Here is a 24,250-nt window from a genome sequence, read left to right on the forward strand (position 1 = left end):
AGCCCTTGCCAAAGCTTCTGCAATTTGCGACCTCAGAACTGTAAACAAGCCTAAAACCGGAACAATCGTGTGTCAGACACTGCAATCACAGCCAATTGGGAAGATCTGATTCGCTTCTATGCGGAAGCCGGCGTGGATTCCGCGCTGAGTGATGCACCAATTGATCGTTTTGCAGAGGCTGCAACACTGGCAGCCGCACAGCCGAAACGCACAGCCCAGCCTGATAACTCTATGCGCAATGCCACACCTGCACAGGCAGGTGGCATGCAGTCTCAGGCACGCAGTGATGCACCGCAAGCAAACCGCACGCAGCAAAAGCCGCAGGCCGCAGCATCTGTGCCTGCACAGGCTGCTATTGCACCGGAAGTTTTGCTGGAAGATGCCCGCAAGCTTGCCCGCAGCGCCGCCAGCCTTGATGACCTGCAACAGGCAATGGCCGGTTTTGACGGCTGTCGCCTGAAATTCACCGCCAAGAATATCTGCTTTGCAGACGGTACGGCAGATGCAGAGCTGATGGTGATCGGTGACACGCCGGGGCGTGATGATGATCTGGAAGGTATTCCCTTCTCCGGCCCTGCAGGGCAGATGCTCAACCGCATCCTTGCCGCTATTAATCTGACGCGCGAACAAGCCTATCTGGCCAATACATTGCCATGGCGTCCGCCGGGTAATCGCCCTGCGACACCGCTGGAACTGGACTTATGCCGTCCGTTTCTTGACCGGCAGATTGAACTGGTTGCACCTAAAGTTATTGTTGCACTGGGTGACCCTGCTGCCAAAGCTCTGACGGGCTCCCGAGAGCCGATCTATAAATTGCGCGGCAACTGGCACAGTCTCACAACTGCCGGAGAGCAGAGTGTTGCGATTATGCCGAGCCTGCATCCGGATTATTTGCTGCGCACACCTGCTCAAAAACGCTTTGCATGGGAAGACTGGCTGATGGTCAAAATGCGTCTGGCCGAGAATGCCGTCTGACCAGAGCATAATTCCTTAAACTTGGATCAGTTTGAGGTAAAATTATGCTCTCATTTTAAAGTGTTAGAGCGACCTTTGTGTGCCAAGTCTGGCACACGGCGCTCTAGAGCATTTCACAGTCAAGCTGGATCAACTTGACGCCCGTGATAATGCGACCAAATAAAGAATCTAGAGCGAGCGCTATAATCCAGTCTGGACGCAAACCGCTCTAACTGCATCACCAGTTTAAATGCGACATAAACATCCGTGAAAAAGAATTTCATTCCCGACTAAAAATGCCAGTATCCCTGCATTGTTTTTTACAATAAAGCGTCGCTGAATATTTTCGCATTTACGATAGCCTGCTCTTGCAGGTTCAGTGTCCGGATAAATCCATGCCAGCTCAGTTGTTGCCGATTACAGCGCTTCTTTTCAGTACGCTTCTGATGCTTATGGCCGGTGGTCTGGCAGGTCTGCTGCTGCCGATCCGCGCCGGTATGGAAGGCTGGTCAACCATTACAATCGGCTGGATGGGGACATTCTATTCCCTCGCCTTTACAGCAGGCTGTCTGGTGGTGCCGATCTTCGTGCGCAATGTCGGCCATGTTCGCGTCTTTACAGTTTTGCTGACCATTCTCGGCATGTCGCTTCTGCTGCACTCGCTGATTATTGACCCGATCGCATGGATGGCCTTTCGCGGGCTGGCCGGTTTCTCTCTGGCAGGCGGCTATATGGTGGTGGAAAGCTGGCTGAATGAGCGTGTCAATAATGACAGCCGCGGCATGATCTTCTCAGTCTATATGATCACCACCATGGTCGGCACCATGTCCGGCCAATATATTCTGCCTTTTGGTGATCCTTCCACGCAGACCCTGTTTATCATCTGCACCCTGATTTACAGCTTCGCTCTGATCCCGACCGCCTTGTCGCGCGCGGAATCGCCGAAGCCGCTGACACAGGTTTCTCTGGATATTAAAGGCCTGTATAAGCGCTCTCCCGCAGCTGTTGTCGGCTCCCTCGTGTCCGGCATTATTGCCGGTGCGTGGAATATTCTGGCGCCGATTTACGGCCAGATGAATGGTCTCGATAATTTAAGCATCGCGACAATGCTGGTTACAGCGATGATCGGCGGTGCTATTTTTCAGTATCCGCTGGGGCGTTTTTCGGATTTTGTCGACCGCCGTTATGTCATGGTGCTGAGCGGTATTATCGGCGTTATTCTGTCTCTGGTACTGATGCTGTTTTCACCGGCAGACGGCCTGAGCGGCTATATGGTCATTTTCCTGATGGGGGCGGTGCTGTTTCCGATTTACAGCCTCAATGTCGCTCATGCCAATGACTATGCGGAGGCCAATGAATTCGTTAAAATTTCCGGCGGTTTGCTGATTGTCTACGGCATCGGCAATGTGATCGGCCCGCAGATTGCCGCGCGGATGATGGAGAGCTTCGGCAAAACCGGTATGCCGGTAACGCTGATTATCTGTTTTGCAGCCTATGGCCTGCATGCTTTGTGGCGTATCAGCCTGCACGAACGCCCTGCTATCAGCGATCAGAAAACCGAATTCAAATATCAGGCGACCAAAAATATCAATACGCCTGAAAGCTATCAGATGGATCCGCGCAGCGATGTGCCGGAGGAAGAAACAGAAGAAACCCCGACAGAAGACAGTTCAACTGAAAACATCAAGGACTAGAGCGTCGGGCGCCCCGCTGGGCGCACAAAGGTCGCTCTAACACTTTAAAAGTAGAGCATAATTTTACCTTAAACTGATCCAAATTTAAGGAATTATGCTCTAAGTTTTTCAGTTCCTTCTCAATTTTCTGCCTGACAATTTATGCTCGCGGAAAATGATGAAAATACCCGCGCCAATCACAATTGTGCTGCCGATCAGCATCGGCAGTGTCGGCACATCGCCAAAAACCACATAGCCGATACCAAGACCGAGCAACATGGATGTATATTCAAACGGAGCGATGGTGGACATATCCGCGTGACGGTAACATTCAGTCAAGAAAATCTGCGCAATGCCGCCTGCAAAGCCCGCTGCAATCAGCAGCGCCAGCTGCCACCATTGCGGCACGACCCAGCCGAAAGGCATTGTAAATAATGCAATTACCGTTGAGGTGATCGAGAAATAGATCACAATCGTTGCGGTACGCTCACGCTTCACCAGTTTGCGCACCAGCATCATGGCAACGGCCGATGACAAAGCCCCGATCAGCGCAAAGACCGCACCGACTGCCTCGCCATGGCTCACACCACCGCCGGAAAACAGGCTGAGACGCGGCCAGACAATAATCAGCACGCCGACAAAGCCGATCAGCACCGCGCTCCAGCGATAAATACGCACCTGTTCCTTCAGGAAGATTGCACTCAGCACCACGATCATCAGCGGGGATGCGTAATTGATGGCAATGCTTTCCGGCAGAGGCAGCAAGGTCAGCGCATAGAACCCGCTGAGCATGGACATAACTCCGACAAGCCCGCGCCAGATATGGCCGAAGATATCCGAGGTCTGCATCGCGCCCTGCAGCTGATGCGTATAGGCCAGATAAATCACAACCGGAAAAATCGCAAAGAACGAGCGGAAGAATACCAGTTCTCCCGCAGGTATGCCTTCTGCAGATTTCAGCAGTGTCGACATCAGCACAAAAATGAAGACAGATGTAACTTTGCAGGCAATACCAAGCAATGGTCTTGGTTCATCTGCAGCGGCGGGTGTATCTGCCAAAGGCAGATGGCGCTCAGGGGCATTCACAATGAAAATTCCTTAACTGCCGCCAATATAGTGCGGCAGACTCCCTCTTTTATATGCAAACACCATAGCTGGTTGAGGCCGGTTTTCCAGCACTATTTGCAGGAATTCAGGGAAATACCAAAAACTTTATCAGCCCTGAAAACCATACTGATCGTGCTGGCGAAACGGGCGCTTCATATTATCATTTGAAACAATCAGAGGAATTTCTCGTCACAGGCGGTTTCACCCGTCCACGAAATGTTTTAGCTTCATATCCATATGTTTTAAGTCAGTTCAGGAGCAGTTATGCGTACCGATACAGGTCATGTCTTTCGCCTCGAAGATTACCGCCCGTCAGATTACCTGATACGCAAAACCGAGCTGGATTTTCAGCTTGATCCGGAAAAAACCATTATCACAGCCCGCCTGACGATTGAGCGCCGCGACGGTGTTTCTCTCACCGCGCCGCTGATACTGGACGGCGATGAGCTGGAACTGGTGAGCCTGCAGATCAATGACAAGCCGGTCAGTGATTATACCGCAACGCCGGAACTGCTCACCATCCGCTCCCTGCCGCAACAGAGCGCGTTTACGCTGGAGATTGTCACAAGGATCAACCCGACAACCAACCGGCAGCTGATGGGGCTTTATCGTTCCAGCAATGTCTATACGACCCAATGTGAAGCGGAAGGGTTTCGCCGCATAACCTATTTCCCCGACCGGCCGGATGTTCTCTCGGTTTATACGGTTCGTCTTGAGGCGGACAAACAGGCTGCACCAATTCTGCTCTCCAACGGCAATCTTGAAGCAAGCGGCGATCTCGCCAATGGCCGCCATTATGCGCTGTGGCATGACCCTCATCCCAAGCCGTCATATCTTTTTGCGTTGGTTGCCGGTGATCTCGGTTCGATCAGCGATCAGTTCACCACGCTTAACGGCAGGCAAGTCGCGCTGAATATCTATGTCGAGCACGGCAATGAAGACCGCGCGACCTATGCAATGGATGCACTGAAACGCTCCATGCGCTGGGATGAAGAAGTCTATGGCCGCGAATATGATCTCGATATTTTCAACATTGTTGCCGTCTCCGATTTCAATATGGGCGCGATGGAGAATAAAGGCCTGAACATCTTTAACGATAAATATGTTCTCGCTGATCCGCAGACGGCCACTGATACGGATTATGCCGGTATCGAAGCGGTGATTGCTCATGAATATTTCCACAACTGGACGGGCAACCGCATTACCTGCCGTGACTGGTTTCAGCTTTGCCTGAAAGAAGGCCTGACCGTTTATCGCGACCACGAATTTTCCAGCGATATGCGTTCGCGCGCTGTGCATCGTATTGACGAGGTGAAAATCCTCAAAGCACAGCAATTTCCGGAAGACGGCGGCCCGCTGGCGCATCCGGTTCGGCCGAAAGAATATCGCGAGATCAATAATTTCTACACGGCAACCGTTTATGAAAAAGGCAGCGAGCTGATCCGTATGCTGCGCACCATTATCGGTGATGAATCTTTCTATAAAGGTCTTGATCTCTATTTCAGCCGCCATGATGGTGAAGCCGCGACGATTGAGGATTTCATCAAATGTTTTGAGGATGTGACCGGCCGCTCCCTCACCCATTTTGCGCTGTGGTACGATCAGGCAGGTACACCGCTTGTGACTGTCAGCAGTGACTATGATGCCGCAAGCCGGAGCCTGCGCCTCACATTGGGGCAAAAGACAGATCCGACACCGGGTCAGAGCCATAAGCAGCCTATGCATATTCCGGTCAAATTCGGGCTGATCGGTGCCGATGGCAAAGATATTGCTGTTACTTCCCATGAGGGTGCAGGGCTTGAAGGCGATATCCTGCATCTGCGGGAAGCATCACAAAGCTGGACATTCCACAATATTGCGGAAAAGCCGGTTCTCTCGCTGTTGCGTGGTTTCTCCGCGCCGGTGCATCTCAGCCAGCAACTGAGCCGTGAAGAACAGCTGTTTCTTGCCCGTCATGACAGTGATGCTTTTGGCCGCTGGCAGGTCATTCATCAGCTGATGAGCACTGCCATTATGAGCAATGTTGAAAAACTGCGGCTGCAGGAGCCGGTCGCATTTGATCCGGCACTAGCAGAATTATTGGCTGAACTGGTGCAGGATGAGACACTGGATCACGCTTTCCGTGCGCTATGCCTCTCTCTGCCGGAAGAAGCGGATATTGCCCGCGAGCTTGGTAGCAATATTGATCCTGACCTGATCCGCAGCAGCAGAGAAGCACTGCTCTCCGTGATTGCCGCGCAGAATGCTGCGCTGTTCGCCAAAACCTATGCGAGCCTGCAAGACAACGCAGCTTTCACACCGGATGCGGAAGGTGCAGGAAAACGCGCGCTTAAAGCAGTCTTGCTGAGCTATCTTGCAGCCTCGGATAACGACCCTGCACGGGTCTATGCCCAGTTCAATGACGCTGACAATATGACAGACAAGATTGCAGCTCTGACCTTGCTGGTGCATCGCTTTTACGGTCATGACAATGCGACACAGGCCTTGGCACAGTTTGAAAAAGACTATGGCAATGTACCGCTGGCAATGGACAAGTGGTTTGGTGTGCAGGCGCGCCGCCCTGCTCCTGATGCGCTGGAAACTGTGCAGCAACTGATGCAGCATCCGCTGTTCTCGCTCGACAATCCTAACAGAACACGCGCTTTGCTTGGTGCTTTTGCAGCAGGCAATCCGACCGGCTTCAACCGGCCGGACGGCAAAACCTATGCGTTTTTCACCAATCTGATTCTGACAATTGACCGCGAAAATCCGCAATTGGCATCGCGCCTGCTGACCAGCCTGCGCTCATGGAAAACGCTGGAACCGGCACGCCGCGATCATCTGAAAACAGCACTGGAAACCATCGCTCAGGCTGAAAACCTCTCAGCTGATGTTCGCGATATTACAGAACGCATGCTGGCCTGATAAAATAAGAGTGCGGAAGCTCATCAGAACTTCCGCACTCGTCTTCTGCATTTCGGGAAACGCTTTAAAAAGAACACAATGTTTTACGATAAAGACTGAACAGCAGTGTATTTCTGAATCAAATCAGAATCATGCAGCACTGACCTCACGTGTCACCTTCCGAAAACTGATCGAATCACCTTCGAATCGGCGCAGGTTTTTTATTAATTATTAATTAAAAGCACTGGACACAGCGAATCACATTTGATTCATTAGGGTTATTCGGATTTCTCACCCCGAATCACTTCAAAAGCAACCACTCAGATGAGGGGCCACAGGATGGCAAATACCGACGCGTACCGCGCGCCGAATGGTGTCCGTTACACCTCAGAAAGACAAAGCCAGCGCAAGCGTTTCAAGCTTTCCGGCTATGTTTATCTGTTGTCGGGCCCTGCCTACCGCAAGCTCCTTTCCCTTGAGCCGTTGCTGCGCCGCGTCGTGCCGGTGCTGATTATTGCTTTTCTGATTATTCTCGCCGGTGCGCGCATGTTGTCGCTGCTCAATCAGCGTGACGAGATCGAAAGCGATGCCCGCCACCAAATGGCGCTGACTGCCGCGCATGTCGCTTCGAAGCTGCAAAAACAGATTGAATCTGTACCGCCTGCGGACAGCGACGGTGACTATAGTTCCATCCAGAATTTACTGGTTGAACTGCGTTCGCAGGGCTTGATTAATGCAGATCTTGAACTTGCCATTCTCGATGAAAACTCAAAGATCGTTGCCGCTCTGAGCGGCCGTCAATTGCTCGGCATTCAGGCCGAGACGCTGTTCACCGAAGCACAGCCGCTCTTGATGTTTGGCAGCCGCGCCGGTGTATTGCCTGTCAAATATCGCAGTGAAGCTGCTTTTGCAGCCGCTGAAAAAGTTGAACCGCAGAATGTGCAGGCTGCTGCGGCCGGTGCCTTTTCTGTTCTGACTTTCAACACTGAAAAAGCAATTTTTAAAGACTGGCGACAGGTTCTCTCGCTGAATATTACGCTGTTTGCTGCGACTGCCGGCGTGTTGCTGGCTATTCTTTACGCTTATTTCTCTCAGGCAGCGCGTGCCCGCGATGCCGATGATTTCTCCCATCAGATTCAAAAGCGGATTGATCTGGCACTGGCTCGCGGACGCTGCGGTCTCTGGGACTGGGATATGGCGCGCGGACGCATGTACTGGTCGCGCTCAATGTATGAAATGCTCGGCTATGAAGCGGTAGACAGTGTGCTGTCCTTTGGCGATGTAGCCGCGATTGTTAATCCGGTGGATGGTGATCTCTACGAAATCGCCACGCAGGTTATGTCCGGCGAATTGCGTCAGGTCGATAAAGTGCTGCGTATGCGCCATGCCGACGGCTATTGGGTGTGGATGCGCGTACGTGCGGAAATCGCCAATGAAGGTGATGTGCATCTGGTTGGTATTGCTTTTGACGTCAGCGAACAGCACCGCTTTGCGCAGGCGACAGCAGAAGCCGATCTGCGTATCCGTGAAGCGATTGAAAGCATTTCCGAGGCTTTCGTTCTCTGGGATGCCGAGAGTCGTCTGGTTATGTCCAACGGCAAGTATAATGAATATGCAGGCCTGCCTGCCACAGCACTGAAAGCCGGTGTAACGCGCGAAGATATTCAGCCGCTGCTGCGTCCTGCCGCTTTTGAACGCCGCATGGCCAATGAAAATGACCGCAGTGGTGCGCAGACTTTCGAGCGCCAGCTTGGCGACGGCCGCTGGCTGCAGGTCAACGAACGCCGCACACAGGACGGTGGTCTGGTATCGGTTGGTACAGACATTACCCAGCTGAAGCTGCATCAGGAACGTCTGGTGGATAGTGAGCGCCGTCTGATGGCGACCATTCAGGATCTGAGCCTTGCCCGTAAAGCGGAGAAAGACCGCGTGCGCGAGCTGTCAGAACTGGCCTCCAAATATGCGACGGAAAAGGAGCGCGCGGAAAGCGCGAACCGTGCCAAGTCCGAATTCCTTGCCAATATGTCCCATGAATTGCGTACGCCGCTCAATGCGATTATCGGCTTCTCTGAAATGATCTCGGCAGGCACATTCGGCCCGCTTGGCTCCGAACGTTATGCGGAATATATTCACGACATTCATACCAGTGGCAATTATCTGCTCAATGTTATCAATGACATTCTCGATATGTCGAAGATTGAAGCCGGTCATTTCTCTCTGGATCGCGAAGAGATTGATCTTTATCCGCTGATTGAAGAGACCGTGCGCGTGATCTCTCTGCAGGCAGAGCAGAAGCATATTGCGGTTGAAACCAGCATTGCCGACACGATCACCGCCAGCGCTGACCGCCGTGCGATCAAGCAGGTGCTGATTAATCTTCTGTCCAATGCAGTGAAGTTCACCGGTGACGGCGGCCGCATTCTGGTGCGCGCCCGCAAGACCAATGGTGCGCTGATCCTCACCATTAAAGATACCGGCTGCGGTATTCCGCGTGATGCGCTGAAGAAGCTCGGCCATCCGTTTGAACAGGTAGAAAACCAATTCACCAAGACCCATACAGGCTCCGGCCTTGGTCTTGCTATCTCACGCTCATTGGCTGAGTTGCATAATGGTGCCCTGCGCATCTGCTCGACAGAAGGTGTGGGCACCATTGTTTCTGTACGCATTCCTGACCGCGTTGTGCCTGCCGGTACAAACCAGATCAGCAATGATGTTGCCGCGTGAGATCAGCCTTTAAGCAATTGTTTAAAGGCTTTGGCCACGGTATCTGTCGTCTGATCCAGCTGATGCTCGACATGCGCAATATCCGGTAATTCAGCAGCGCGGCACAGCAATTCCAGCAAGCCCGGCAGATAATCCTTCCGCCCCGTATTATCATACACACACAGTCGAATGATCTGCGTGAGATTGCTGTAGAAATGATGGGCTGTGGCCAGTTCCTCGGCCAGTGCAGGACTGGAAAAATCCGGCTTCAGATGCCGCAAGTTTAGCTCTGTGGAAGTGTGACGGATATCAGTTGCCACCTGCCCTGTGAGTACTGCAAACTGCGCGATAAATTCCAGATCAATCAAACCGCCGGAACGCAGTTTCAAATCCCAATTGTCACGGGGTGGTTTTTCACTGGCAATCAGCGCGCGCATATCGGTCATTTCCTTCGCGGTCTTTTTCACCTCTGAAGGAATAGCGAGAATAGCATCGACCTCCGCATCAATCTTGTCGCGGAAGGACTGGTCACCGGCAATGGCGCGGGCGCGGGTCAGCGCCATATGCTCCCATACCCATGCATCATTGCGCTGATATTTACCGAAAGCCTCAATATGGGTTGCCACCGGCCCTTTATTGCCGCTTGGGCGCAGGCGCATATCCACTTCATAAAGCACGCCTTCCGCCATAGGTGCGGACAATGCCGCGATCAGGCGCTGTGTCAGGCGGATATAATATTGCGATGCGGCAAGCTGCTTCTCGCCGTCTGAATAATCAGCATCCGCATCGTGGTCATAGAGCAGGATGATATCAATATCGGAACCGGCGGTGAGTTCGCGGCTTCCCAGTTTTCCCATCGCCAGCACTGCAATACGCCCACCGGCAATCTGGCCATGACGGATGGTGAATTCCTTCATCACCGCACTCAGCGCACGATCGATCATCAGCTCGGCCAGATCAGAGAAAGCCCTGCCCGCACGCACACCGTCAATCGCGCCGGTCAGCAAGCGAATGCCGATCAGAAACCGCTGTTCGGCCGCAAAAATACGCAAACGGTCGAGCGTTTCTTCATAAGGTTCATCATGAGTGAGGAACGTATCCAACCGCTCTTCGAGATAGCTGCGCGTTGGCAGTTCCGAGAAAATGCGCGGATCGAGCATACCGTCAAAGACATGCGGCTTACGGGTAATGATTTCGGCCAGACGCGGTGCTGCGCTCATCACGAGAACCAGCAGATTGAGCAGCGCCGGATTGGACTGCAACAGGCTGAAAAGCTGGATACCGGATGGCAGGCCTTGCAGAAATCCGTCAAAACGCAGCAGTGCATCATCGGCACGCTCGGTTGCTGCAAAGGCATTCAACAAGGCTGGTGTGAGTTCCGTTAAGCGTTCACGCGCCTCGGCCGTTTGCGTTGCGCGGTAACGGCCAAAATGCCATGTGCGGATGATCCGGCAAATATCACTCGGGCGCTCAAAGCCAAGCTGTGACAGGGTTTGCAGCGTATCAGGGTCATCCGTTTCACCGGTAAAGACCAGATTGCCGCCGCTGCTGCCAAGTTCCGGCGCTTGCTCAAACAATGCTGCATAATGTTTTTCAACAGTGCGCAGAACGGCCAAAAACTCCGCTGTGAAGCTTTCATTATCCGGATAGCCCATCATTGAAGCGATGCGGCTGAAACCTTCATCATCCTCCGGCAGAATATGCGTCTGTTCATCGGCCACCATCTGAATCCGGTGTTCAACATTGCGCAGAAACTGATAATTGCGGCTCAGCTGATCGCGGGCATTTTCACCCACCCAGCCACGCTCGTAGAGCTTGGTCAGCATCGCCAGTGTCTGCGAGCCGCGCAATTCAGGAAAACGCCCGCCTGCAATCAGCTGCTGGGTCTGCACGAAAAATTCGATCTCGCGGATACCGCCACGCCCGAGTTTCACATTATGGCCGCGCACAGCAATATCACCATGGCCGCGATGCGCATGGATTTGACGTTTGATCGAATGGATATCGGCAATCGCCGCATAATCGAGATATTTGCGCCAGACATAGGGTGCAAGTTCTTTGATAAATTGCTCACCTGAGGCAATATCACCGGCAACAGGACGCGCTTTAATCATCGCCGCGCGTTCCCAGTTCTGGCCGCGCCCCTCATAATAATGCAGTGCTGCACTCACCGGAATAGCCAGCGGCGTTGCCCCCGGATCAGGACGCAGACGCAAATCAACACGGAAGACATAGCCGTCCGCCGTTCTGTCCTGCAAAATCTTGACCAGCCGCCGCGCCATGCGTGAGAACAGATCAACACATTCGTAAGGGTCGGTAATGGCCGGACGATCACTGTCGATAAAAATAATCAAATCAATATCGGAAGAATAATTCAGTTCTCTTGCGCCGAACTTACCCATACCGAGCACAATCAGCCCACTGTCTTTTTCAGGGTCGTTACGATCAGGCAAAGCCAGCTTGCCTTTTGCATCACTTTCAAGCAGCAGGAATTGTACGGCAGCGCGCAGGCTGGCCTCTGCGAGATCACTCAGGCGATTGGTGGTCTGCATCACATCGGCAAAGCCTGCCAGATCATCGAGCGCAATCAGCACATGGGCAGTTTTCTTGAGACGGCGCAGTTCCGTCATCAAGCGATTTTCCGTCATTTCCGGATCAATACCCAGAGCAGCAATCTGCTCCAATGCCTGTGCCAGCAGTACATCAAGTGGTGCAGCAAACAGGCTTTCCAGAATTTCAGGACAGGTTTCTGTCACTTCCCTCAAGAAGGATGAGCAATCGAGAATTGCTGCCAAAAATCCGGTTTCATCTGCGGTTTTCAGATAGCGGCTCAGAGCACTGCATCCGCGCTCCGCCGCCGCTCTTGTTAAATTTTGCAGGTAAATCTTTGCCTGTTGCTGATCGGGAACTGTCAGAGATTTCAGCGAACTATCAAAAAACAAAACACCGGTCATGCTGCAATTCCACCCCCAGAGCATTTCTCGTTTCAATTAAAACAGAAGAAATGCTCTGTCCCTTTGTTGCCGCGCATCTTATCCGAAAACCGCTACACACTTTTCGGGATGCGTTCCTGTTTCCACGCGCATCTTATCCGAAAACCGCTACGCACTTTTCGGGATGCGCTACAGATTCCTACCTGATTACTGTTTTGTCTCAGGCAGGGCAGGAAAAGCAAGAACAACCCGCAATCCCGGTGAATTATCTTCCAGCATCAAACTACCGCCATGCAGTTTCATCACCGCTTTTGCCAGGCTGAGTCCAAGACCGGAGCCCGGTTGCGTGCGGCTTTCCTCAAGGCGCACAAAACGCTCGGTCGCCTGCTCGCGCATCGCCTCCGGAATACCCGCGCCCTGATCGGCAACGCTGATTAATATCTGATCGCCTTCTTGCTTCATCGCCACGGTGATTTTTGTCCGGTTTTCACCGCCCTCATCCGCGACTGGTGAATATTTGATCGCATTATCAATCAGATTAGAAATGGTCTGGCCAACCAGCTCACGATTGATCCGCAGGCTGATATCCGCACCGGCTTCAACCACAAGCTCCAGTCCCGCATCTTCCGCAACCGGCTCATAAAGCTCTGCCACATCATGCAGGATCGGATTGACCGGCAGCACTTCCATATTCTCGGATGAGTAACCGGCCTCAAGGCGCGAGATCATCAGGATCGCATTAAACGTGCGGATCAGCTGATCGGATTCGGCAATAATATCTTCCAGAGCCGCGCGATATTCCGTGTTGTCCTTCTGGCCTGAAAGTGTGGCTTCCGCCTTATTACGCAGTCTCGTCAGCGGCGTTTTCAGATCATGGGCGATATTGTCCGAGACATGTTTCAGCCCGTCATTCAGTTCTTCAATCCGCCCCAACATGGCGTTCAGATTGATCGACAGCCGATCGAACTCATCGCCTGAACCGCTAACCGGCAGACGTTCACCCAGATCACCAGCCATAATGCGTTGTGAGGAACTCGACACCTGTTTGAGACGTAACAACGCCCTGCGACCGACAAAATACCAGATCAGGAAAGCGCCAATTCCCATGATACCCAGCGCCAACACCAAAGCACGGCGCATAATATCGCGGAACAGTTCCGGCTCGCTCAGATCGCGGCCGATCAGAACACGCATACCATTCGGGATAGCGAAGACAATGGCAATTGCCTTGTGCTTCTCGGCATTGCCCTGTTCGCCATAGCGCATATAGGTGAATGGCCGGTCTGACATGCCGCTAATATCCAGCACGCCCGGTTCAAGGCTCTCCACATTGCCGGAGAGAATACGCCCTGTAGGATCAGAAATCAGATAAAGAAAAGCACCGGGCTGGCGGGAGCGCCGGTCAATCGTGCGCACCAGCAGCGGAATACCACCGCGCTCATAAGACTGCGTGACGCTTGTCACTTCATCGAGCAATGCTTTTTGTGTTTGCGCAGTCAGAAAATTGACCGACAGGTTGGTCATGTAGAAAAACAGCGCCATTGCACTGAGCAGAAACAGCAACAAATATAAAGCCGACAGCCGGACGGCTGTCGTGCTCAGCAAGGCGCTCAGCCGGTTCATCATTGGCTGTCCGCCACTTTGGATTTGGCTGCGGATGTTCCCGCCTTCAGCATATAACCGGCTCCGCGCACGGTATGCAGTAAAGGCTCGTCAAAATCTTTTTCGATTTTGGAGCGCAGGCGCGAAATATGAACATCAATCACATTGGTCTGCGGATCGAAGTGATAATCCCAGACATTTTCGAGCAACATGGTACGGGTTACCACCTGCCCCGCATGGCGCATCAGATATTCCAGCAGGCGGAATTCGCGCGGCTGTAAATTAATCTCGGTACCGGCACGGCGTGCCGTATGGGAAAGACGGTCGAGTTCCAGATCACCAACACGGTAAACTGTATCTGCCTCTTTCGGGCTGACACGGCGCTGCAAAACCTCAACCCGCGCCAGCAACTCCGAAAATGCATAAGGCTTGGTGAGATAATCATCACCGCCTGCACGCAAGCCTGTCACACGGTCATCCACCTGCCCCAGAGCTGAAAGAATGAGCGCCGGTGTGGTTTGCCCCTGTGCGCGCAATCCGGCGATGACAGAAAGCCCGTCACGCTTCGGCAGCATTCGGTCAATTATCAGCACGTCATAATGATTATTCTCTGCCAGCGTATAGCCGGTTTCGCCATCACCGGCGACATCAGCAATATGTCCGGCTTCAGCAAAAGCTTTTTCCAGATACCGTGCCGCTTCGCGGTCATCTTCAATAATCAAAATACGCATCAGCAACCCTCAAAGCAGAGTGTAAATGTTTGAAAAGGCGGCACTGTTCAAGCACCGCCTTTTCTTATTTCAACCTATCAGAACAGATCAGCCCTGATCAACCGGCAGAGCAACAAAGCTGTTCTGGCCATTACGCTGAACCTGCAGCAGAACTGCCTTGCGTCCGTTCTTCACAGCATCTTTAATCGCTGCGTTAATGTCAGATGCGGATTTCACATCCTTATTATTCACGGTCACAATTGTATCACCTGCGCGCATACCCTTGTCAGCAGCATCGCTGTCAGGATCAACATCGGTTACAACAACGCCTTTACCGCTGTCATCCGGTGTGACTGTGAGGCCGTAATCATCAAGGGTTTCACTCTCGCCCGATGATGTAGCAGCGCTCTTGTCACCCTGTTTCTGATCATCCGGATAGGCTTTGATTTCAATACTGACAGTCTCAGCCTTGCCCTTGCGCCAGATCGTCAGGCTGGCTTTTTCGCCCGGATTGATCGCAGCAACTTTCTTAGCCAGATCACGCGGATCTTTCACGGTCTCATCATTCACTGCCGTAATCACATCACCGGCAACGATACCCGCTTTAGCGGCAGGACCATCAGCTTGTGGTTCGGCAACGATTGCGCCTTTATCTTCTGCAAGACCGAGCGAATCTGCGATTTCCTTGGTCACCGGTTGAATTTGCACACCGATCCAGCCGCGCTCAACCGAACCCTTCTTAATCAGCTGATCAACAACCTTGCTTGCAGTGGATGCCGGAATTGCAAAGGCAATACCAACACTGCCGCCCGATGGCGAGAAGATCGCGGTGTTAATACCGACAACCTTACCGGTCAGATCAAAAGCAGGGCCGCCGGAGTTACCCTTGTTTACCGCCGCATCAATCTGGATGAAGTCATCGTAAGGACCTGCACCGATATCACGGCCACGGGCAGAAACAATACCGGCAGTCACAGTGCCGCCAAGGCCGAACGGATTACCTACGGCGACAACCCAGTCCCCGACTTTGACAGTGCTGTCATCATCAAAAGCAACGTAAGTGAATTTGCGCTTATCATCGACTTTCAGCACGGCAAGGTCTGTACGGGCATCAGTGCCGATCAGCTTGGCATCAAGTTCAGTACCGTCATCCATCACAACGGAGAATGAATCACCGTCTGTCACAACGTGGTTATTGGTGACGACATAGCCGTCTTCAGAAATGAAAAAGCCTGAGCCCTGAGCAAATGGACGGGCATGACCGCGGTCACCGCGCTTCTGGCGCTTATTCGGGCGCGCCTGTTCGCCATCAGGACCATAAGGATTGCCGAATTCTTTGAAGAAGCGCTTTAAAGGATGGCCGTCCGGCAACTGGTCAAGACCATTACCGCCAAAATACTGGGTGCGATCATTGCGTGTGTTCTGCACATCGCTTTTCACGCGCACACTCACAACGGCAGGGCGAACTTTTTCAACCAGTTCAGAAAAACCAGGCTGAGCCTGAGCAGTCACGCTGACCGGAGCTGCCTGCGCAGACGAGATCAATGCCAGAGGGCCAGTCGCCAGAATTGTACCGGCCAGAGCGGCGGACAAGAAAATGCGGGTCAGCGGACGACGGGAAGATGACTTAATATCAGACATAAAATATCTCCTGAGAGGGCAGATAACCAGCTAAAGATTATCAACTATTCCTCACAAGAGATAGCTTACCGAACATTACCGGATAATTTCTGAAACATGAATTTTTCGTAAGGTTACGAAATTCCGGTTATTTGCCGTCCAGAAGATTTTGAAGACGTTGTTTTTCCTCGTCATTCAGCGGAACAATCTGTGGCTCCGTGCTGCCGGCCTTACGACGTGAAAACCAGATAGTGCTGATACCAATAATCAGAATAATGACAGGGAAGCTCCACAAGATGATTGTCTGCTTGTCGAGACGCGGTTTGAGAAGCACGAACTCGCCATAACGCGACACCAGAAAATCAATAACCTGTTCGTCGCTGTCGCCCTGTACCAGACGCTCACGCACCAGCAAACGCAGATCACGCGCCAGATCGGCATCGGAATCATCAATCGACTGGTTCTGGCACACCATGCACCGCAAACCGGCAGACAGATCACGCGCACGTTTTTCCAGCACAGGATCAGCCAGAACTTCATCCGGATTAACCGCCCATGCTTTCTGAACATTTGCAGTCAGAATACTACCGGCGGCGATGCTCACAGCAATAAGCAAGATGCAGAAGGAACGGCTGCACAGATTTTTCAACAGGCTCATCATGCCACCCCGCTTACTGCTTTCACCGTCTTTTTAGCTCTGGCCGGAGCACCGACACGCAGACGTCTATCCATCAGAGACAAGAGCCCGCCAAGAACCATAGCAACCGTACCAAGCCAGATCAGCGTGACCGATGGCTTCCACCAGAGGCGCACGACCATGCCGCCATTTTCCAGAGCATCGCCCAGCGCAACATAATATTGATTAACGCCACGAGTCAGAATACCGGCTTCCGTCGTCGGCATATTACGCGCCGGATAAAAACGCTTTGCAGCCATGACATTGCCGATTGTATTGCCGCTGCTGTCGAGCAGAGAGAACAGCCCCTGATCTTCCGTATAGTTTGAACCGGAAAAAGGCTGCTGCGCATCATAGCGCAACTGATAACCGGAGAAAGCAACCGTTTCTCCCTGTTTCATAGTGACAACCTGTTCCGTACCGAAACTGGACACAATCACGATACCCAGCAAGGTAATGCCAAGCCCCATATGCGCCAATGCAGTACCAAATACCGAACGCGGCAGTCCCAACAAACGCGGGAATGCCCGCGAAAGCTCAACCTTGCCAAAACCGGCTTTGGCCACGATATCCATCAGGCTGCCAAGAATAACCCACAGACCCAGACCAATACCGAAAGCAGCCCAGACAGCGCGCGGATCAATCAGAATAAGCACCAGTCCCACGCTCAGGAGACACAGGCCAAAAACCCACATCAGACGCTGTGCCACCGCATAGAGATCGCCGCGTTTCCATGCCAGCAGCGGGCCGAATGGTACGGCGGCCAGCAGCGGAATCATCAGCGGGCCGAAAGTCATATTGAAAAACGGAGCGCCGACGGAAATCTTGGTTCCGGTCATTGCCTCAAGCAAAAGCGGATAAAGCGTACCGATCAGCACAGTTGCCGTGGCCGTGCTCAGGAACAGATTGTTGAGCACCAGTGCGCCTTCACGCGAAACCGGCTGGAACATGGTTCCGGTCGTCAATGTCTGTGCGCGCAAGGCAAATAGCGCCAGTGAACCGCCGATGAAGAACACCAGAATAGCGAGAATGAACAAGCCGCGTCCCGGATCGGTGGCAAAGCTGTGTACCGAAGTCAGCACGCCTGAGCGGACAAGGAATGCACCAAGCAATGACAGCGAGAATGTCAGCAGAGCCAGCAAAATCGTCCAGATTTTCAAAGCGCCGCGTTTTTCCATCACAATCGCGGAATGCAGAAGCGCAGTACCGATCAGCCATGGCATGAAAGATGCGTTTTCAACCGGATCCCAGAACCACCAGCCGCCCCAGCCCAGTTCATAATAAGCCCAGTAAGAGCCCATTGAGATACCGCCGGTCAGAAAAATCCACGCGGTCAGCGTCCAAGGCCGTACCCAGCGTGCCCATGCGGCATCAATGCGACCGTCAATCAGCGCAGCAACAGCAAAGGAAAAACAAACTGAAAAGCCGACATAGCCGAGATAAAGCATTGGCGGATGAATGGCGAGGCCGATATCCTGCAGGATAGGATTGAGATCCTGTCCTTCAATCGGTGCCGGAATAATCCGGATAAACGGATTGGATGTGAAAAGAATGAAGCTTAAGAATGCCGTCGCAATCCATCCCTGCACAGCCAGAACATTTGCCCGCAATGTGTTCGGAAGATTACTGCCAAAGACTGCAACCAGCGCACTGAAAAATGTCAGGATCAGCACCCAGAGCATCATCGAGCCTTCGTGATTGCCCCAAACACCGGTAATTTTAAACAGTAAAGGCTTCAGCGAGTGGGAGTTTTCAACCACATTAAGCACTGAGAAATCAGAAGTAACATAGGCATGGACCAGCATTGCTGACGATAACAGAACCAGTGCAAACACGGCCGCAGAACAAGGTTCTGCAACGCTCATCAATCGGGAATCATTCCGTTTTGCTCCGATGATCGGCAAAAAGGACTGCACCAAGGCCAAAGCCAGTGCCAGTACCAGTGCGAAATGTCCGATTTCAACGCTCATTCTATTTATCCTGCCTGTTGAATATTGCGCATCCGAAACACGCAATATTCAGCTTTTGGAATGGGGTTTCAAACAAAGCCTGCTTAAGAGCAGCTTAGTTCCCTTCCCAGACACCTTTTTCTTTCAGACTGTCTGCAACATCTTTCGGCATGTAATTTTCGTCATGCTTTGCCAGAACATTATCTGCGATAAAAACACCATCGGGCGTAAAACGGCCTTCTGCGACAACGCCCTGCCCCTCACGGAACAGATCAGGTAAAATACCTTCATAGGTGACTGTCACCTGTTTCAGCGTGTCTGTGACGGCAAATTGCACATGCTTATCCGCGCCGCGTACTACCGTACCGGCCTCAACCAGACCACCAAGACGAAAACGCGCACCCGATGCAATATCTTCTGCTGTCACATCATCAGGCGTACGGAAATAGCGAATATCCTGACTGAAAGCGATCAGAACCAGACCAATAGCCAGCGCCAAAACGGCCATGGCACCGGAGATCAAAATCAGGCGCTTGCGTTTGCGGTTGCGCATAACCTGTGAAACCCGCGGCGTGTGGTTTTCTGCAGAGGGTGATGCCGATAACTGACTATGGGTCACTTCTGAACTCCCGTCGTATCCAGTCCTAACCGGGAGGCGACCTGTGTAAGACGCTTCCCGTCATTTTCCGGCAGAACTTTAACAGCTTTTCGCAAAGCTTCGGCAGCATTATCACGCTCACCAAGCACGACATATGCGCGCAGCAAACGCTCCCAGCCATCAATATCCGTCGGGTTATCTTGTAGTTTTGCAGCCAGACCATCCACCATGGAACGGATCATATCTTTCCGCCCCTGCTCACTCAGGGCGGCAGCAGCCTCTACATCTTCAGCTGTCGGACCTGGTGCCTGAACTGCCGGTGTCTGCGTAGCCTGCGACGGTGCAGTTGAAGGAGCCGCGCCGCCTGATTTCAGATTGGCAATCGTCTGCTCAATATCAGCGCGCCATTGTGCATCTTCAGGTGATGTATTGAGAATGATCTGCAAGACATTGATTGCATCATCCCGCTTACCGGCCTGCAGCAATGCCCGTGCTTTCATCAAAGGCGGACGCATATCGGACGGTTCGATTGTTCCGGCTTTTTCGAAGAGAGCAAGAGCCTCTTCAGTGACCTGCCCGTTGGCTTTAATCGTCAGAGCTTCCCCGAGACCGATCAGACGATCAACATCATCACCAAGCAGTTCCAGAGCCTTGCGGTAGGCATTAATGGCATCGTCAACGCGGCCAATGCGCAAATATATCGGCGCAAGTATCGCCCAGCCACGACCATCATCCGGCGTCTTTGCCAGATGTGCTTCGGCCTGTGCGATCAGTTCGGCTGCGCTTTTATCCTGAATCATTGTGTTTTTGCGTTCAGCCAGCGGCTGCGCAGGCAGATCGGGCGTACCGATTGCTGCATAGACACCCCAACTGACTGCTGGAATGAACAATAAGACAAGAATAATCGCCCAACGGTCGCTTGCACTGAACAGATATTTCTTTTCAGCAGCGCCCGTAGCTTTGCCTTCAGCACCTGCAGCCGCATCCGTCATACGACGGTCATTCTTAAGAATACGACGGGATATTTCGAGTCGGGCTTGTTCAGCCGACTGCTCATCCAGCAGACCACGCGCCAGATCGGAATCAATCTCTTTCAGCTGCTGAATATAAACCGAGCGGTCTTCCTCGCCCTCAGCCACGGACACGGTATCTTTTCGTGTCAGAGGCAACATGACGATAAGAATTGCAGCGAAAGTTAAAAGTGCAGAAACAAGCCAGAAATCCATGACCGGAGACTTAATCTACCTGCCCGACAAAACCAACTGCCTGTTGGCAAATTATCAGGGTATAGGTCATTTGGCCGCAAAGCTGTCCGGCAGTTCAGTTCTGTGCAAAACCTGCCTTATTTAAGTTTTGCACAGAGGCTAAATCAGGTCAGCGGTGTCCAGCTACCATCATCATTACGGCAGGCAGTGCCACGCACCAGCTGAGGTGCTCCGTCAACGGTAAAACTATGGCTATATTGTCTGCAATTCTGGGAACCGACCTGATAAGGCTGCGCAGCAGTTACCTCGCCGGACGCTTTGCCAGAACGCCCTTTCCATGAAACCGCTTCACCTTTCGGCGCATATTCCAGTGCTTTATATTCCGCTTCGATTGCCGACCTGCGGTCAGACGCTGCGAGCTGCGAACCGGCAGAGCCCAGAATACCATTTCCCATTGGCGCCAGCACTGCATTGCTGACCGATCCTCCGGCCAGCGGATTTCGGGATGGCGAACCTGATGTTGAAGCGTTCAATGTGGAGCAGGCTGTCAGAGCAAACAGCGGAAGAATAAAAGTAAGTTTACGCAATGTACCTACGGAAGACGACTTCATGAGCAATTTAACATCCTGTCAGCAACGCTTTGCAGAGCATTATGACTGCTGAAAGCACACTCTGCAATCATTCCCTTGACATCTCAACACAAAACAAAATCAGGAATATCGCGCCTGACTGCGGTCATTTATACCTGAAACCGGCTAAAAGCAAAGCTCAGCTTAAAACTGCAGGCAAAGTAATCTGCACGGCAAGACCACCCAAAGATGCCTTACTCAGCCCCAAAGTCCCGCCATATTCCCTGACCGTATCCTGAACAATTGCCAGTCCCAAACCTGTACCGGGCTTGCTTTCATCAATGCGCTTCCCGCGTTTCAGGGCTTCAGCCATTTTATCCGCAGGTAGACCTTCTCCGTCATCCTCGATCAGGATTTCAAACTGATTGCTTGCCCCTTCACCTGCATCCGGTTTCTGAGCGGCTCGCAGCGACAGATGAATTTTTGAACGCCCCCATTTGGCCGCGTTTTCCATAATATTTCCGACGATTTCTTCGAGATCTTCTTTTTCACCAGCAAAGATTGCAGCGGGAAACTGATTGGAAAAAGTAACCTTCAAATGCGGATTAAGCTTAGCCGTCACACGAATCATGCGCTCAAGCACCGGTGTGACCGGAGCCCTGAACACAACACTGTCCCGCTGGGCTGCAACGCGTGCACGCTGTAAATAATGCTGGATCTGCACCTGCATTGCGTCACTCTGCTCGATCACCAGCTGTCCCTGACGGCCGCCAATATTGCGACCTTCATTCATCAGCACAGAAAGCGGCGTTTTCAGAGAATGTGCAAGATTTCCCACCTGCGTCCGCGACCGTTCTACAATACGGTGGTTATTTTCTATCAGGGCATTCATTTCCTGCGCGAGCGGTGCGATCTCCAAAGGCAAGTCCGCATCAACACGATTGCTTCTTCCCTCACGGATATCCGCCAGCGTGCGACGCACATGATCCAGCGGCCGTAAACCGAACAGAATAATCGCCGCATTAATCAGAATACTGCCAAGGCCGAACAATCCCAGATAAATATAAAGCCGGTTGCGGAAATCGCTGATTTCTTCTTTCACCTCATTCAGATTACCCATCACGCGGAAACGGGCAATTTTATCCGTACTGTCGAGAACAACCTCTGTTTCAACGACAGAAAGATCCTCGCCGGTGCTGGTTTGCACGACATAACTGCGCATGAATGACTGGTCGAAAGGTGCTTCAGAAACCGACTTTACAGGAATTATTTTTGAGCCCAATGAAACCGAACCCAGATGCCCGCGCACACTTGCAGACACAGGATCAACCGACCAATACCAGCCTGAATCAGCGCTGGCATAGCGTATTTCACCAAGCTCTGGCTTACCGTAAAGCTCACCTTCCGGCGTCAGACTGACCGCACCGACGAGACTATAAAGATGCGCGGATAAAAGGCTTTGAAAACTGCGCTCAGCCGCATCCCGATAGAGCGACTGAATAAGTGTGGCAACGACAACAAGGGCAATGATGACCCATAATGTTGACAGCGTTACCACACGCAATGCCAGCGAGCGCAAACCGAGAGCAAAGACTTTCCCGGAAAACAGCGGCATCTTAATCTTTACTGCCATCATTATTGTCAGAGCGGATGCGATATCCCATGCCGCGAACGGTCTCGATCATATCCACGCCCATCTTCTTGCGCAGGCGTCCGACAAAAACCTCGATCGTATTGGAATCACGGTCGAAATCCTGATCGTATAAATGCTCCACCAGTTCTGTACGGGAAATCACTTCATCCATATGGTGCATGAGATAAGACAACAGCCGGAACTCATGAGAGGTCAGCTTCAAAGCTGCACCGTCAACCGTTGCTTTTGAAGCCTTTGTATCCAGCACAAGTTTACCGCTGACAATTTCCGATGAAGCATGGCCAGCCGCACGGCGGATCAAAGCGCGCAACCGCGCCAGAACTTCTTCAATGTGAAATGGTTTCGCCACGTAATCATCGGCACCGGCATCAATACCGGCAACCTTGTCACTCCAGCGGTCACGCGCTGTCAGCATCAGCACCGGCATGGAACGGCCTTCACGACGCCAGCGCTCTACAACACTGATCCCATCCATTTGCGGCAGGCCGATATCCAGTATCACCGCATCATAAGGTTCAGTATCGCCGAGAAAATGACCTTCTTCGCCGTCAAAAGCACAATCGACAACATAGTCTGCATCACGGAGAGCTTCAGCCAGCTGACGGTTAAGATCCTTATCATCTTCAACAATCAGAATTCTCATCAGCAAACCTTTTCAGTCTTTCGGAGCGATAATACAGCGTGCCGTCTGCCATGCAGACAGCATCTGTTTTTACAGCACATTACAAGAATGAGCAAACGGGAGAATTACAAGTCAGTGTCCGGTAAGTTACAGGCGAAACTTTATAGCTCCCGCTTTATTTGGCCGGTACTGCAACTTCCACGCGGCGCGGACGTTCACCATCACGTCCGGGAACCAGCACAACCACAATACAGACCGGCGCGCCGTTCTGAACAGCAGCTGTTGCTTTGGTCAGCGTACCGCCCTGCTGTGCAGCAACCTGCTGCCCGATGGCAGCACAATCACCGGCAACGCGGATGATATGCGGCTGCGCCTGTTGCAAACCGGCAGGTACGTGCCGTTGCAAGCCTGCGGCGCCCGCAGATGGAACAATGCTTGTAAAAACTGCTGCGGTCATACCGGTGAGCAGAGTAAAAGCAGCGAAAAATGTGCGAACTGGTTTCTGTGTCATCATAACGCTCACTTTAACGCCTCTTACCTGAATGTTGAATGAACAATCTTGTGTCTCAAACAAACGGTACTCATCCGGAGCGTTTCCATTAACGACAGGTTCACGGGAACCGCTCACATCGTTTCACCCTATTTCCGGACGGTCATTCTGTTGTACTGCCGGAAATGCTTAGATTTTTTCTTTCGTTAACATTAGTTCCCTAAAAACGAAAGTCTTCATAACTGCGGCAAAGCTGCCAAATTCATTAAAAACTGTCAATTACGAAGGATCAGCCCGTTTTC

17 protein-coding genes are annotated in these 24,250 nt (G+C 52.3%); 4 read left to right on the top strand and 13 right to left on the bottom strand.

Annotated elements, in window-relative coordinates:
• The first annotated feature begins 69 nt into the window (after positions 1-69).
• Both F7P81_RS01070 and F7P81_RS01075 read left to right on the top strand, forming a co-directional pair.
• Complete coding sequence (locus F7P81_RS01070) at positions 70-975, top strand: uracil-DNA glycosylase (protein ID WP_151158124.1); 906 nt, start codon at positions 70-72, stop codon at positions 973-975.
• A 374-nt stretch (positions 976-1,349) separates the two neighbouring features.
• Positions 1,350-2,648, top strand: a complete 1,299-nt coding sequence (locus F7P81_RS01075) for an MFS transporter (RefSeq protein WP_151158126.1) — start codon at positions 1,350-1,352, stop codon at positions 2,646-2,648.
• A 108-nt stretch (positions 2,649-2,756) separates the two neighbouring features.
• Here F7P81_RS01075 and F7P81_RS01080 read toward each other — a convergent pair whose 3' ends face one another.
• Positions 2,757-3,686, bottom strand: coding sequence for a DMT family transporter (locus F7P81_RS01080; protein ID WP_075654813.1), 930 nt, complete (start codon positions 3,684-3,686; stop codon positions 2,757-2,759).
• 312 nt (positions 3,687-3,998) lie between these two features.
• On the opposite strand from F7P81_RS01080, the gene pepN reads away from it, so the two are divergent.
• Both pepN and F7P81_RS01090 read left to right on the top strand, forming a co-directional pair.
• Positions 3,999-6,638 (top strand): aminopeptidase N, encoded by a 2,640-nt coding sequence (gene pepN / locus F7P81_RS01085; RefSeq protein ID WP_151158129.1) that lies wholly within the window; start codon positions 3,999-4,001, stop codon positions 6,636-6,638.
• Positions 6,639-6,956: 318 nt separating this feature from the next.
• Positions 6,957-9,341, top strand: a complete 2,385-nt coding sequence (locus F7P81_RS01090; protein ID WP_151158131.1) for a PAS domain-containing sensor histidine kinase — start codon at positions 6,957-6,959, stop codon at positions 9,339-9,341.
• A 2-nt stretch (positions 9,342-9,343) separates the two neighbouring features.
• On the opposite strand, the gene F7P81_RS01095 is transcribed toward F7P81_RS01090, so the two are convergent.
• The 12 genes from F7P81_RS01095 to F7P81_RS17245 all read right to left on the bottom strand — a co-directional run bounded on the left by F7P81_RS01095 (position 9,344) and on the right by F7P81_RS17245 (position 23,969).
• Positions 9,344-12,274, bottom strand: a complete 2,931-nt coding sequence (locus tag F7P81_RS01095; RefSeq protein ID WP_151158133.1) for a bifunctional [glutamine synthetase] adenylyltransferase/[glutamine synthetase]-adenylyl-L-tyrosine phosphorylase — start codon at positions 12,272-12,274, stop codon at positions 9,344-9,346.
• Positions 12,275-12,460: 186 nt separating this feature from the next.
• Positions 12,461-13,879, bottom strand: coding sequence for a sensor histidine kinase (locus F7P81_RS01100; protein ID WP_183956619.1), 1,419 nt, complete (start codon positions 13,877-13,879; stop codon positions 12,461-12,463).
• A complete protein-coding gene (locus F7P81_RS01105) occupies positions 13,876-14,586 on the bottom strand; it encodes a response regulator transcription factor (RefSeq protein WP_022709997.1) in 711 nt (236 codons plus the stop codon). Before F7P81_RS01105 ends, F7P81_RS01100 begins: the two co-directional genes overlap by 4 nt.
• A gap of 87 nt (positions 14,587-14,673) precedes the next feature.
• A complete protein-coding gene (locus F7P81_RS01110; protein WP_151158135.1) occupies positions 14,674-16,206 on the bottom strand; it encodes a Do family serine endopeptidase in 1,533 nt (510 codons plus the stop codon).
• 127 nt (positions 16,207-16,333) lie between these two features.
• The gene (locus F7P81_RS01115) at positions 16,334-16,846 is read right to left on the bottom strand and encodes a cytochrome c-type biogenesis protein (RefSeq protein ID WP_246176009.1); all 513 of its coding nucleotides are present in this window, start codon (positions 16,844-16,846) and stop codon (positions 16,334-16,336) included.
• A complete protein-coding gene (locus F7P81_RS01120) occupies positions 16,843-18,831 on the bottom strand; it encodes a heme lyase CcmF/NrfE family subunit (RefSeq protein WP_151158137.1) in 1,989 nt (662 codons plus the stop codon). Before F7P81_RS01120 ends, F7P81_RS01115 begins: the two co-directional genes overlap by 4 nt.
• 94 nt (positions 18,832-18,925) lie before the next feature.
• Entirely contained in the window at positions 18,926-19,363 is a 438-nt protein-coding gene (ccmE, locus tag F7P81_RS01125) for a cytochrome c maturation protein CcmE (protein WP_116089257.1), read from the bottom strand.
• Positions 19,364-19,425: 62 nt separating this feature from the next.
• The gene (gene ccmI / locus F7P81_RS01130) at positions 19,426-20,634 is read right to left on the bottom strand and encodes a c-type cytochrome biogenesis protein CcmI (RefSeq protein WP_151158139.1); all 1,209 of its coding nucleotides are present in this window, start codon (positions 20,632-20,634) and stop codon (positions 19,426-19,428) included.
• 143 nt (positions 20,635-20,777) lie between these two features.
• Positions 20,778-21,224 (bottom strand): hypothetical protein, encoded by a 447-nt coding sequence (locus F7P81_RS01135; protein WP_116089259.1) that lies wholly within the window; start codon positions 21,222-21,224, stop codon positions 20,778-20,780.
• A gap of 157 nt (positions 21,225-21,381) precedes the next feature.
• Positions 21,382-22,710, bottom strand: a complete 1,329-nt coding sequence (locus tag F7P81_RS01140) for an ATP-binding protein (protein WP_151158930.1) — start codon at positions 22,708-22,710, stop codon at positions 21,382-21,384.
• 88 nt (positions 22,711-22,798) lie between these two features.
• On the bottom strand, positions 22,799-23,479 hold the full coding sequence (locus tag F7P81_RS01145) for a response regulator transcription factor (protein ID WP_022710005.1): 681 nt from the start codon (positions 23,477-23,479) through the stop codon (positions 22,799-22,801).
• A 154-nt stretch (positions 23,480-23,633) separates the two neighbouring features.
• Positions 23,634-23,969 (bottom strand): hypothetical protein, encoded by a 336-nt coding sequence (locus F7P81_RS17245; RefSeq protein WP_306401681.1) that lies wholly within the window; start codon positions 23,967-23,969, stop codon positions 23,634-23,636.
• Positions 23,970-24,250: the final 281 nt, after the last annotated feature.

Origin of the sequence: Pseudochrobactrum saccharolyticum, from assembly GCF_008801715.1 — a bacterium.
Lineage (GTDB): Bacteria > Pseudomonadota > Alphaproteobacteria > Rhizobiales > Rhizobiaceae > Pseudochrobactrum > Pseudochrobactrum saccharolyticum.

Coding starts and splice junctions, on each gene's coding strand:
- F7P81_RS01145 (WP_022710005.1), bottom strand. CDS start 23,479: ATGAGAATTCTGATTGTTGAAGATGATAAGGATCTTAACCGTCAGCTG.
- ccmE (WP_116089257.1), bottom strand. CDS start 19,363: ATGCGCAACCGCAAACGCAAGCGCCTGATTTTGATCTCCGGTGCCATG.
- F7P81_RS01110 (WP_151158135.1), bottom strand. CDS start 16,206: ATGTCTGATATTAAGTCATCTTCCCGTCGTCCGCTGACCCGCATTTTC.
- F7P81_RS01100 (WP_183956619.1), bottom strand. CDS start 13,879: ATGATGAACCGGCTGAGCGCCTTGCTGAGCACGACAGCCGTCCGGCTG.
- F7P81_RS01090 (WP_151158131.1), top strand. CDS start 6,957: ATGGCAAATACCGACGCGTACCGCGCGCCGAATGGTGTCCGTTACACC.
- F7P81_RS01095 (WP_151158133.1), bottom strand. CDS start 12,274: ATGACCGGTGTTTTGTTTTTTGATAGTTCGCTGAAATCTCTGACAGTT.
- pepN (WP_151158129.1), top strand. CDS start 3,999: ATGCGTACCGATACAGGTCATGTCTTTCGCCTCGAAGATTACCGCCCG.
- F7P81_RS17245 (WP_306401681.1), bottom strand. CDS start 23,969: ATGACACAGAAACCAGTTCGCACATTTTTCGCTGCTTTTACTCTGCTC.
- F7P81_RS01120 (WP_151158137.1), bottom strand. CDS start 18,831: ATGAGCGTTGAAATCGGACATTTCGCACTGGTACTGGCACTGGCTTTG.
- F7P81_RS01135 (WP_116089259.1), bottom strand. CDS start 21,224: ATGAAGTCGTCTTCCGTAGGTACATTGCGTAAACTTACTTTTATTCTT.
- ccmI (WP_151158139.1), bottom strand. CDS start 20,634: ATGGATTTCTGGCTTGTTTCTGCACTTTTAACTTTCGCTGCAATTCTT.
- F7P81_RS01075 (WP_151158126.1), top strand. CDS start 1,350: ATGCCAGCTCAGTTGTTGCCGATTACAGCGCTTCTTTTCAGTACGCTT.
- F7P81_RS01105 (WP_022709997.1), bottom strand. CDS start 14,586: ATGCGTATTTTGATTATTGAAGATGACCGCGAAGCGGCACGGTATCTG.
- F7P81_RS01115 (WP_246176009.1), bottom strand. CDS start 16,846: ATGATGAGCCTGTTGAAAAATCTGTGCAGCCGTTCCTTCTGCATCTTG.